This window comes from Cellulosimicrobium composti (assembly GCF_009711085.1).
GTDB lineage: Bacteria > Actinomycetota > Actinomycetes > Actinomycetales > Cellulomonadaceae > Cellulosimicrobium > Cellulosimicrobium composti.
This window is the reverse complement of the sequence record NZ_WMKA01000005.1, coordinates 149152-160600: the sequence shown is the minus strand read 5'-3', so window position 1 is coordinate 160600 and position 11449 is coordinate 149152. Positions and strand designations below refer to the sequence as shown.

Below are 11449 nucleotides of genomic sequence, written 5' to 3'. Positions count from 1 at the left end.
ACGCGCCTCCTGGAGGCCGCGCCCGCGCTGCCCGGCGGCGGCGCGGACTGGGGCACGCCCGCGGACGACGCACGCGGCCGCCGTCGGGCCGCCGCGCCGGACGCCCTGCCACTCCTGCGGTCCTGGGCGGCGTGGTCGCGTGCCGTCGCGGACGGTGAGATCGTCGCGCCGGCCGCCGAGCCCCGGCCGCTCCTGCTCGGCGCGGCGGGGCCCGCGTCCGGCGCGACCGCCGCCCCCGGGGGCGACGAGGACGCCGAGGCGCCCGGCGAGGCGCTGCTGCGCGTCGTCGGGTCGCTCGTGGACGAGGGGGCGCCCGTCGAGCGTGACCTCCTCCAGCGGGCCGAGGTGCTCGGCGAGCGCGTCGGGCGCGCGCCGGAGGACGACGGCCCGGCCTGGGACGCGTCCGCGGGGACGCTCGTCGACCTCCTCGTGGCCGACGCGCGGGGCACCGACCCGGGCCGCGCCGCGTTCGTCGCCCCGCTGGTCGCCGACGACCTGCGCGACGCGAGCCACGCGCGCGCCGCGCAGCTCGCGGCGGCCCCGGCGCCGTCCCGCGCGCTGCGCCTCGGGGGGCGCACCGTGACGGTCACGCCGACGGACGACGCCACCGCGCCCGCCGCGACCGCGCGTGCCGAGCTCCTCGCGCGGCCCGTGGAGGGGCCGTCGTGGGGCGTCGTCGGCGCGGCGGGGGCCGCCGCCGTCGTCGCGCTCGTGCTCGGGATCGTGGCCGGTCCGGCGTGGTTCGTCGTGACCGTCGTCGCGGGCGTCGTCGCCGCGTGGCAGTGGTTCGCGGGCGAGCAGCGGGGCCGCGACCAGCGCATGCAGGCGCAGCAGCGCGCCGAGCAGTTCGACGCCGACCTCGCCGCGGCGCGCCGCGACGTCGCGGCCGAGGCGGACCGCGCGCGGACCCAGCGCGAGGCCGTCGCGACCGTGGTCTCCGACCTCGACGAGGCGCTCGCCGACGTCGGCGCGCGGACGCCCGCCTGACCCTCGTCCGGCGTTCGAACAGGGCTTCGAACGCCGGATGAACTGTCGGTGAACAGTGGCGGAAGAATCCACAGGATGGTCGAGCCGGGCCCGGCCCTGACCCCACCATGGAGGACGTGACCGAGACGCTCCTGCTGGTGCTCGTCGTCGTGACCGCACTGGCCTTCGACTTCACCAACGGCTTCCACGACACGGGCAACGCGATGGCCACGTCCATCGCCACCAAGGCCCTCAAGCCCAAGACCGCCGTCGCCCTCTCCGCGGTCCTCAACATGGTCGGGGCGTTCCTCTCCCTGGCCGTCGCGGCGACCATCGCGAAGGGACTGGTCGACGCGAACGTCATCACCCTCGAGGTCGTCCTCGCGGGCCTCGTGGGTGGCATCACCTGGAACCTGCTGACGTGGCTGCTCGGCATCCCGTCGAGCTCGTCGCACGCGCTCGTCGGCGGCGTCGTGGGCTCGGTGCTCGCGGCCGTCGGCTCGCAGGGCGTCATCTGGAGCGGCGTCGCGGCCAAGGTGCTCATCCCCGCCCTGCTCGCCCCGCTCATCGCGGTCGGCGTCGCGAGCGCGGGCACGTGGGCCGTCGCGCGCCTCACGCGCGACGTCCCCGAGGACGTGTCGACGCGCGCGTTCCGCTGGGGCCAGGTCGGCTCCGCGTCGCTCGTCTCGCTCGCCCACGGCACGAACGACGCGCAGAAGTCGATGGGCATCATCCTGCTCGCGCTCATCGCGGCGGGCGCGGTGCCCGCCGACTCGGGCGTGCCGTTCTGGGTCATCCTGTCGTGCGCGTTCTTCATGGCCCTCGGCACGTACCTCGGCGGCTGGCGCATCATCCGCACCCTCGGCAAGGGCCTCGTCGAGATCGACACGCGCCAGGGCATGGCCGCCGAGACGTCGTCCGCGGCCGTCATCCTCATGTCCGGCTTCTTCGGCTACTCGCTGTCGACGACGCACGTCGCCACCGGCTCGATCCTCGGCTCGGGCGTCGGCATGCCCGGCGCCAAGGTCCGCTGGGGCGTCGCGGGCCGCATGCTCGCCGCGTGGGGCCTCACGCTCCCGGCGGCCGGCCTCGTCGGGGCCGCGTGCTACGGCATCCAGCACGGGATCGGGGGCGTCGCCGGGACCGTCGTGGTCTTCGCGGTCCTCGTCGCGACGTCCGTCGCCATCTGGGTCGCGTCGCGCCGCAAGCCCGTGGACCACACCAACGTCAACGACGCCTGGGAGGAGGGCGCGGTCGACGCCGGGCTGGAGACCGAGGTCGTCGAGGCGCGCGAGGCCGCGCTCGGGCGCCGCCTCGACGTCGCCGACCCGTTCGCCGCCCCCGAGACCCCCGCGACCGCCGCCCCCGAGATCCCCGCGACCGCCGCCCCGCCGGCGACGCCCGCACCGTCCACCCCCGCCTCGCGCCAGCGCGCGGGCGTCTGACCCGACCGCGACAGGAGAGAACCGTGTTCGTCGAGATCGACTCGCTGCTCAAGGTCGTCGTCGCCGGCCTCGTCGTCGGCGCGGGCCTGCCCGCGCTGTTCGCGCTCGGGGTCCGGCTCGCCGCGGGACGTGCCGTCCCCGTCGAGGTCGGCACCCCGGACGGCCGCTTCACGTCCGACGGCCGGACCGTGCGCGTCGAGCGCGCGACCCGGCCCCGTCAGGTCGGCGCTGCGGTGTGCTTCGCCGTCGTCGTCCTCGCCATCGCCGGGGGCATCGCCTTCGTCGCGGGCGGGGGCCACTGACCCGGCCCGCTCAGGCCGAGCGGCGCACCACGAGGCTCGGGTCGAAGACGACCGAGCGCGGCTCCGTCGCCGGGTCGTCGATCACGGCGAGCAGGAGCCGGGCCATCTCGGCCGCCATCTCCTCGACCGGCTGACGCACCGTCGTGAGCGGCGGGTGCGACTGCGGCGCGACCGTCGAGTCGTCGAAGCCCACGAGCGCGACGTCCTCGGGCACGCGGCGGCCCGCGGCCTGCAGCGCCGTGGACGCGCCGTCGGCCATGAGGTCGCTCGCCGCGAAGACGCCGTCCACGTCGGGCCGGGCCGCGAGCAGCTCGCTCGCCGCCGTCTCGCCGCTCGCGCGCGTGAAGTCGCCCTCGACGACGAGGGGCTCCGCGAGCCCCGCCTCGCGCACGGCCGCGAGGAACCCGTCGAGCCGGGCCCGCGCGAACGGGACGTCCGTGGGCCCGGCGACGGTCGCGAGGCGCGTGCGCCCGGTGCTCACGAGGCGCTCGGCGGCGAGCCGGCCGCCCGCGGCCTGGTCGAGGTCGACCCAGCTCACGCCCGCCGCCTCGTCCGCGCCGTCGATGTGCGTCGAGAGCACGACCGGGGTCGCGAGCGCGGCGAACCGTGCGGGCAGGGGGTCACCCGCGCTCGACGTGACGAGCAGGACCCCGTCGACGTGCCCCTGGCGCACGTAGCGCACCACCTGGTCGTGCGCGGGCGGGTCGGCGGGCAGGATCGCGAGGTGGATGTCGCGCGGGCGCAGCACCTGCTGGGCCCCGGCGGTCACGCGGCCGATGTACGGGTCGGTGAACAGCCGCTCGAGGAACGGGCTCGACGAGCCGTGCTCGGTGGGCTCCGAGACGACGAGCGCGACCGACCCCGTGCGGCGCGTGACGAGCGTGCGCGCGGCGAGGTTGGGGACGTAGCCCGTCTCGTCGATCGCCTTCTCGACGACCTCGACGATCGCCGGGTCCACGGTCGGCACGCCGTTGATCACGCGTGAGACGGTGGCTCGGGACACGCCCGCGACGGCCGCGACGGCCTCGAGCGTCGGGCGGGGTGCGGGCTGACGGGCTGTCATGGCGTCAGTTATACCGCCCGGGCCCCCGGCCGGTGCGGGACCAGCGGACACCCCCGCGGGGCGCGTCTCAGCGCAGCCGCTCCTTCGCGGCGAGCACGCGCTGCACCGCCGCGTCGACCTTCGCGGCGAACGCCGGGTCCGTGCTCGCGCGCTCGACGACGGCCGCCACCATCGGCTCGACGACTCCCGGGTCCGCGGAGGCGAGGACCATGTCGCCGCCCGCCTCGATCGTGAGGACGGCACGCTCGGCGGGCGACCAGGCCTGCACCTGCTGCGCCGCGGACACGTCGTCGGTGATGACGACGCCGTCGAACCCGAGGTCCTCGCGGAGCATCCCGTCGACGACGACGGGCGAGAAGGCCGCCGGGAGCGACGGGTCGATCTGCGTGTAGACCGCGGTCGACGTCATGACGAACGCGGCGCCCGCCTCGATCCCCGAGGCGAAGACCGCCACGGACGGGTCGTCGCGCGTGGTCACGTCGTCCGTGACGCCCGCGTCGGTGTCGGTGTTCTCGGCGACGCGCCCGAGGCCCGGGAAGTGCTTGATCGTCACGTCCACGCCCGAGGCCTCCATGCCGGCGCTGAACGCGTTCGCGTGCGACGTGACGGCGTCGGGCGTGAACCCGTAGCTGCGCTGGAAGTACCCGATCGGCGGGTTCTGCGCGGCCGTGGCCTCGGGCACGAGGTCCATCACGGGCGCGAGGTTGAGGTTGACGCCCGCGGCCGCGAGCTCGGCGCCCCACGTCGTCGCGTCGGCCTGGAGCGCGGACGGGGCGAGCCCGGTCTGGTCGAGGGCCGTGGGGATCTGGGAGAACCCGGGCCCGCGCAGCACCTGGACGTACCCGCCCTCCTGGTCGGTCGCGACGAACAGCGGCGTGCCGTTCGTCGTCTCCGGGGAGACGAGCGCGGTGAAGCCCGCGACGAGGTCCGCCGTCGGCCCGGTGCCCTCCTGGGAGCGACCGGCGAGGAACACGTTGCCGACGTGCAGGCGTGACACCGCGTCGTAGCTCGTCTGCTGCGGGGCGCTCACGTCGACGCCGACCATGAAGAGCTGGCCGACCTTCTGCTCGAGCGACCACCCCGCGAGCGGGTCCTCGGGCGGCGTGGACGGCGTCGGCGGCGTGGGCGTCGGCGACGGGTCCGGCGCGACGGTCGGCGCGCCGGACGGGGTCGGGGACGGCGCGGGTGCGGGGCGGGTGAGATACCAGGCGACCGCCGCGACGGCGGCGAGCGCGCTGACGAGGGCGACGACGATCCAGACGGTGCGTGCACGAGGGGTCACGGATACCTCCAGCGGTCTAACCTACCCATGCGGTGAGAGAGTGACGCACGCCACACGGAAGCGCGGTCATGGCGGGAGGCGATCGACGTCTCACCGGTGGAAGCGAGGCCGGGGTCCCCCTCCTCGGCGAACGTCCACCTGGAGCACCCATGACCCGCAGTTCGTCCCCCTTCACCTCCGCGAGGCCACGCGGACCGCGTCGGCTGCTCGCCGCGGCCACCGCGGCCGCGCTGGCGCTGTCCGGTGCGCTCGTCGTGGTCGCCGGCCCCTCCGCCGCGCCCGCGTCCGCGGTCCCCGGGCAGTGCCCCGCCCCCGGCGAGATGCCGGGCATCGGGAACCTGCCGCCGAAGTTCACCGACAACAACGTGGCCGTGTACGCGGGGGGCAACTACCTCGCGACGGGCAGCGCCGCCGAGTCCGAGGGCGTGCTGCTCGTGCGCGGCGACGCGACGTTCGACAAGGACCCGGACGGCCTGTTCAACGTCGGGACGGTCGGCGTCGGCTCGCAGATCACGCCCGACCCCGGCGCGCTCATGCTCGCCGTGGGCGGCGACCTGACGATCGTCGGGACGAACACCGTCCAGGTCGGCGCGGGCCTCACGCCCGGCGGCGCGGTGCAGGTGGGCGGAGCCCTGACGGCACCCGCGGGCCAGCCCGAGACCGAGGGCGCGCCCGTGACCACCGGCATGGGCCAGGCCGCCGCGATGTCGCCGTTCGCCGACTTCCAGGACGTCATCACCGAGACGTCGGCGTCGCTCGGCACGGCGACCGCCACCGGGACGGCGACGCGCGACGGCGGGCGCGTGACCTTCACGAGCACCGACCCGTCGAACGTCACGCTGCAGGCGTTCACGATCGACGCCGCGGACCTCGACGGCGCGTCCGAGTTCTTCTTCGCCGGGATCCCGGCCGACGCGCCCGTCGTGATCAACGTCGTCGGCGGCCCGGTCGCGGTGTCCGCGAACTACGTCGACTACAACGGCGTGCGTGCGGACGACCTCTCGAGCGCCGCGCTCGGCGAGGCCGCGTCGCGCATCCTGTGGAACTTCGTCGACGCCGATCAGGTCGACATCACCGGGAGCGGCCAGTTCATCGGGTCGATCCTCGCCCCGGCCGCGAGCTCGACGATCACGTCGAGCACGAACGGCCGCGTGTACGTCGGCAACGACCTGACGACGGCCGGCTCCGGCAACGAGCAGCACAACTACCCGTGGATCGGCCCGGGGCCGTTCGACTGCATCGCGGGCAGCGAGGGCGGCTTCTCCGTCGCGAAGCTCGTCGACGGCACCGGCGCGGCCTCCGTCCCGGCCGGCACCGAGTTCACGGTCACGTGGTCCGCGCAGATCCCCGACGGCGTCGTGTACGAGGGCGAGACCAGCGGCACCCTGACGCTGCTCGCCGACGGCACCGTGGTGGACGGGCCGTCCGACCTGCCCGAGGGCACCGTCGTCACGCTCGCCGAGCCGACGCTCCCGGAGCTGCCGGGCATCGCGTGGGGCACGCCCGCGTTCGACCCGTCGGCCGAGATCACGATCGGCGCGGGCTCGACGACCGCCGTCACCCTGACCAACACCGCGACGCTCGCCGTCGGCGGGTTCTCGCTGAGCAAGGCCGTGCAGGGCTCCGGGGCCGGAGCCGTCCCGGGTGACGCGTCGTTCACCGTCGCGTGGACCGCGCAGGTGCCCGACGGCGTCGTCTACGACGGCGCGACCACGGGGACGGTCACCGTCCTCGCGGACGGGACCGTCGCCGACGGCCCGCAGGACCTCCCGGTCGGCACGGTCGTGACGTTCGAGGAGACCGTCTTCCCCGAGGTGCCCGGCATCTCCTGGGGCACGCCCGTGCTCGACCCGTCGAGCGTGACGGTCGGCGACGGGACGAACACGCTCGTCACGGTGACCAACGCCGCCGTGCAGCAGGTCGGCGGCTTCTCGGTCGCGAAGTCGGTCGAGGGCGAGGCGTCCGGCCTGGTCCCGGACGACGCGCAGTTCACGGTCGAGTACTCCTACGAGCTCGACGGCACGACGGTCACGGGATCGCTGACGGTCCTGGCGGACGGCACGCCGGTGGACGGTCCGCAGAACCTGCCGGTGGGCACGGTCGTGACGTTCACCGAGGTGCAGCTGCCCGAGGTCGAGGGCGTCGTGTGGGGCGCGCCGTCGTTCTCCCCGTCGAGCGTGACGGTGGGTGACGGCGAGAACGCCCTGGTGACCCTGACGAACACCGCGACGGACGCGCCCGCGGGCGGCTTCCAGGTGTCCAAGGCGCTCGAGGGCACGGGTGCCGCGTCGGTGCCCGCCGACACGGAGTTCACGGTCGGCTACTCCTACGAGCTCGACGGCACGACGGTCACGGGCTCGCTGACGGTCCTGGCGGACGGCACGCCGGTGGACGGTCCGCAGAACCTGCCGGTCGGCACGGTCGTGACGTTCACCGAGGTCGACCTGCCGACCCTCCCCGGCGTCATCTGGGGCGCGCCGCAGATCAGCCCCGAGTCGGTCACCGTGGCGGACGACGTGAACGCCGAGGTCGTCGTGACGAACACCGCGACGCTGCAGGTCGGCGGCTTCCAGGCCGTGAAGGTCGTCGAGGGCACCGGCGCGGGCCGCGTCCCGGCCGGCACGGAGTTCACGGTGGAGTGGACCGCCGAGGTCCCGGACGAGATCGTCTACGGCGGCGAGACGAGCGGCACGTTCGCGCTGCTCACGGACGGCACCGTGGCCGTGGGCCCGCTGGACCTGCCGGTCGGCACGGTCGTCACGTTCGCCGAGCCGGAGATCCCCGAGTTCGACGGCGTCGTGTGGGGCGCCCCGGCGTTCGACCCCGAGACCGTGACCGTCGCCGACGGCCAGGTCGTCACCGTCACGGTGACGAACACCGCGACCGAGCTCTTCGGCACCTTCTCCGTCGAGAAGCAGGTCGCGGGCGAGGCCGCGGGGCTCGTCCCCGACGGCACCGAGTTCGCGGTCACGTGGACGGCGCAGCTCCCCGAGGGCACGTCGTACGAGGGGCCCACGACCGGTGAGGTCGTCGTCGCCGCCGGCGGTGGTGCGGTCGACGCGGGCGTGAGCCTGCCGCTCGGCACGGTCGTGACGTTCGCCGAGACCACGCTGCCCGACGTCGACGGCGTCGTGTGGGGCACCCCCACGTTCGAGCCCGCCTCGATCACCCTCACGTCGACCAGCGAGACCGCCGAGGTCGTCGTGACCAACGACGCGACCACGGCACCCGCGGGCGGGTTCTCCGTCGCGAAGGCGCTCACGGGCGAGGGAGCGTCGCTCGTCCCCGCCGACACCGCGTTCACCGTCGAGTACGCGTACGACCTCGACGGCACCCCGGTCACGGGGACGCTCACGGTCCTCGTGGACGGCACCGTCGTCGACGGCCCGCAGAACCTCCCGGTCGGCACGGTCGTCACCTTCACGGAGACGAACCTGCCGGACGTGCCGGGCGTCGTGTGGGGCGCCCCGGTCTTCAGCCCGGAGAGCGTCACCGTCGCCGACGGCGAGAACGTGCTCGTCACCCTGACGAACACCGCGCAGGACGGCCGGACCGGCGGCTTCTCGGTCGCCAAGGACGTCGTCGGCGGCGCCGCGGCCTCCGTCCCGGGTGACGCGCAGTTCACGGTCGAGTACTCCTACGAGCTCGAGGGCGTGCCGACCACGGGGACGCTCGTCGTCACCGCGGACGGGACCGTCGTCGACGGCCCGCAGAACCTTGCGGTCGGGACGGTCGTGACGTTCGCCGAGACCGTCCGGCCCACCGTGCCGGGCGTGGCGTGGGGCGCCGCGGAGTTCAGCCCGCAGTCCGTGACCGTCGGCGACGGCGAGAACACGCTCGTCACGCTGACGAACACGGCCGACGTCGCCGCGGGCGGGTTCTCCGTCCACAAGGTCGTCACGGGCGAGGCGAAGGGCACGGTCCCCGCGGACACGACGTTCACCGTCGCGTACGAGTACACGGTCGGCGACCAGGCCGTCACGGGCACGCTCGCGCTGCGCGCCGACGGGACCGTCGTCGACGGGCCGCAGGGCCTGCCGCACGGCACGGTCGTGACGCTGCGCGAGGTCGACCTCCCGGCGGTCGCGGGTGTCGACTGGGGCACGCCGTACTTCACGGTCGACGGCGAGAAGGTCACCACGGTGACCGTGGTCGGCGGCGGGTCGGTCGGCGTGACGCTGACCAACACGGCGACGTCCGCCGGCGGCGGGCTCGCGACGACGGGCGCGAGCACGGCCCTGTTCGCGGGCCTCGGCGCGCTGCTCGTCGTGGGCGGAGCCGCGCTGCTCGTGGTGACGAGGCGCCGCCGCAGCGCCTGACGCGCCGGTCGGCCGGGTCCCTCCGGCCGCACGGCGACGGGCCGGTCACCTCCGCGCGGAGGTGACCGGCCCGTCGTCGTGCGGGGACCGCTCAGTCGCGGCCGGCGAGCGTCCCGAGCGCCTTCGTCCACAGGGCACGGGCGCGCTCCGCGCGCTCGGCCGACTCGATGTTGCGCTCGTCGACGCGCACGCGCGTGCCGGAGTCGTCGGGCTCGAGCGTGATCGCGATGTCGTGATAGCTCTCCGGCACGTCCGGCAGGCCCATCGTCGGGGAGAAGTGCGTGAAGTGCAGCAGGCGCGGGCGGTCGACGGCGACGACCGTGCCCCAGTCCGCGAACTCGCGCCCCATGTAGTGGCCCTCGAACGTGATGGCGCTCCCCGGGACGAAGTCGCTCTCGACGTTCATGCCCAGCATCCAGCGGGCGCTCGGGTGCATCAGCTCGGCCCACACGACCTGCGGCGGCCGGCCGACGTGGACCTCGACGGACGTGCTGTGCTCGGTGAGAGTGGGGTCGGACATGTGCGTACCTCCGTGCTGCGTGCTGGTCTGGGGCCGACGCTAGACCCTCCGGGCGGGTCCGGCAGCCGGTAGGTTCGGCGGGTGACCCGACTCGTGCTCGTCCACGGCCGCGACAACCAGGGGCTCGACGCCGAGCAGCTCGACCGCACCTGGGTCACCGCGTTGGACGCGGGCCTCGCGGCCGCCGGGTCCGACCTGCGCCTGCGCGACGAGGACACGTCGTTCGTGTTCTACGGCGACGCGCTCGCCGGCCTCGTCGCGGGCGACGCGGCACCACCCCCGGTCACGGTCCACGCCGCCGACGACCCCGCCGGAGGGGCCGGACCCGTGCTGCCCGACGACGAGCTCGCGTTCGTCGCGGACGTCGCCGAGGAGGTGCTGCGCGCGGCCGGGGCCGACGTGCCCGTCCGCGCGGAGGGCTCGGGCCTGGGCGGCGGAGCCGCGTGGGTCAACCTGCTGCTGTCCGCGCTCGACCGTTCCGTGCCCGGGCTCAGCGCCGCCGTCGTCGTGCTGCTCGCCCGCGACGTCTGGGCGTACCTGCACGACCCGGACGTGCGCACCGTGCTGGACGACGCGCTCGCCGCCGCGCTGGCGACCGACGGGCCGGCCGTCGTCGTCGCGCACTCGCTCGGGTCGGTCGTCGCCTACGGGGTGCTCCGCGAGCACCCGGCCGCGGGGCGGTGGGACGTGCCCCTGCTGCTCACGCTCGGGTCGCCGCTCGCCGTCCGCGCGATCCGCGACGTGCTCGCGGCGCGCGCCCCGCTGCGCGTCCCGGCGCCGGTGCGGCGCTGGGTCGCCGTCCGGGACCGGCGCGACGCGCTCGCGCTGCACGGTCTCGGCCCGGACGCGTTCCCGCTCCAGCCGCCGGCGCCGCCGGTCGAGGAGCTCGTCGTCGCGAACACCGCCCCCGGCCACCACGCGGCGGCCGTCGTGCTCGACGACGGCCGGCCCGCCGGCTACCTCGCGGTGCCCGAGGTCGCGCGCACCGTCGCGGACGCGCTCGACGCCTGACGCGAGGCCGTCGTCACGCACGCCCGGGTGGCAGCGCGGCGGTCAGGCGACGCCGTGCAGGCGCGCGTGCAGGGCCCGGACCTCGACCTCGAGCTCGTACGCGGGGCCGCGCACGGCGACGCCGGGCGCGACCTCGCCGACCGCGAGCGGGCGCACGGGCCCGGGCGCCACGCCCCACTCCTCGAGCCAGCCGAGCAGCTGCGTCGTGCTCGCGGCGTAGACGATCGGGCCGAGGCCGACCCACGCGTGCGCGGCGCTGCACATCGCGCAGTGCTCGCCCGACGTGTAGACGATGGCGCCGCGGCGCTCCTCGGGGGTGAGGTGCGCGGCGGCCCAGCGGGCGATCTCGAATTCGGGGTGGCGGGTCGCGTCACCGCCCTGCACGCGGTTGCGGTCCTCGAACCGCACGACCCCGTCGGCGTCGACGAGGACGGAGCCGAACGGCTCGTCGCCGTCGTCGAGCGCCTCACGGGCGAGCTCGACGCAGCGGCGCAGGTGCACGAGGTCGTCAGGGGTGGGTGGCGTCACGGGAGTCATGCCG

General features: G+C 75.3%; 8 protein-coding genes and 1 pseudogene. 5 read left to right on the top strand and 4 right to left on the bottom strand.

All coding sequences use genetic code 11. From position 1 onward, the window contains the following. From GJV82_RS19365 to GJV82_RS03895, 3 genes and pseudogenes are all read left to right on the top strand, one after another. Window positions 1-987, top strand: a pseudogene (locus GJV82_RS19365) (hypothetical protein); the annotation flags it as partial. A 107-nt stretch (window positions 988-1094) separates the two neighbouring features. After that, complete coding sequence (locus GJV82_RS03900) at window positions 1095-2411, top strand: inorganic phosphate transporter (protein WP_155098310.1); 1317 nt, start codon at window positions 1095-1097, stop codon at window positions 2409-2411. A 23-nt stretch (window positions 2412-2434) separates the two neighbouring features. After that, window positions 2435-2713, top strand: a complete 279-nt coding sequence (locus tag GJV82_RS03895; protein WP_024841291.1) for a hypothetical protein — start codon at window positions 2435-2437, stop codon at window positions 2711-2713. 10 nt (window positions 2714-2723) lie between these two features. On the opposite strand, the gene GJV82_RS03890 is transcribed toward GJV82_RS03895, so the two are convergent. Beyond that, a complete protein-coding gene (locus GJV82_RS03890; RefSeq protein WP_155098309.1) occupies window positions 2724-3776 on the bottom strand; it encodes a LacI family DNA-binding transcriptional regulator in 1053 nt (350 codons plus the stop codon). 67 nt (window positions 3777-3843) lie between these two features. Beyond that, on the bottom strand, window positions 3844-5058 hold the full coding sequence (locus GJV82_RS03885) for a glycoside hydrolase family 3 N-terminal domain-containing protein (RefSeq protein ID WP_318657251.1): 1215 nt from the start codon (window positions 5056-5058) through the stop codon (window positions 3844-3846). Window positions 5059-5207: 149 nt separating this feature from the next. Between GJV82_RS03885 and GJV82_RS03880 the strand changes: the two genes are divergently transcribed. Continuing rightward, entirely contained in the window at window positions 5208-9377 is a 4170-nt protein-coding gene (locus GJV82_RS03880) for a DUF5979 domain-containing protein (protein ID WP_155098307.1), read from the top strand. 91 nt (window positions 9378-9468) lie between these two features. On the opposite strand, the gene GJV82_RS03875 is transcribed toward GJV82_RS03880, so the two are convergent. Continuing rightward, window positions 9469-9897: an SRPBCC family protein gene (locus tag GJV82_RS03875; RefSeq protein ID WP_155098306.1), complete on the bottom strand. Its 429-nt coding sequence runs from the start codon at window positions 9895-9897 to the stop codon at window positions 9469-9471. Between the two features lie 81 nt (window positions 9898-9978). On the opposite strand from GJV82_RS03875, the gene GJV82_RS03870 reads away from it, so the two are divergent. Then, window positions 9979-10908, top strand: a complete 930-nt coding sequence (locus tag GJV82_RS03870; protein WP_155098305.1) for a hypothetical protein — start codon at window positions 9979-9981, stop codon at window positions 10906-10908. Window positions 10909-10950: 42 nt separating this feature from the next. Here GJV82_RS03870 and GJV82_RS03865 read toward each other — a convergent pair whose 3' ends face one another. Continuing rightward, on the bottom strand, window positions 10951-11445 hold the full coding sequence (locus GJV82_RS03865) for a nucleoside deaminase (RefSeq protein ID WP_155098304.1): 495 nt from the start codon (window positions 11443-11445) through the stop codon (window positions 10951-10953). Window positions 11446-11449 lie beyond the last annotated feature (4 nt).

What these genes read in the sequence shown, in the direction of transcription:
- GJV82_RS03900 (WP_155098310.1), top strand. Translation starts at nt 1,095, where the DNA reads ATGGAGGACGTGACCGAGACGCTCCTGCTGGTGCTCGTCGTCGTGACC.
- GJV82_RS03890 (WP_155098309.1), bottom strand. Translation starts at nt 3,776, where the DNA reads ATGACAGCCCGTCAGCCCGCACCCCGCCCGACGCTCGAGGCCGTCGCG.
- GJV82_RS03880 (WP_155098307.1), top strand. Translation starts at nt 5,208, where the DNA reads ATGACCCGCAGTTCGTCCCCCTTCACCTCCGCGAGGCCACGCGGACCG.
- GJV82_RS03875 (WP_155098306.1), bottom strand. Translation starts at nt 9,897, where the DNA reads ATGTCCGACCCCACTCTCACCGAGCACAGCACGTCCGTCGAGGTCCAC.
- GJV82_RS03865 (WP_155098304.1), bottom strand. Translation starts at nt 11,445, where the DNA reads ATGACTCCCGTGACGCCACCCACCCCTGACGACCTCGTGCACCTGCGC.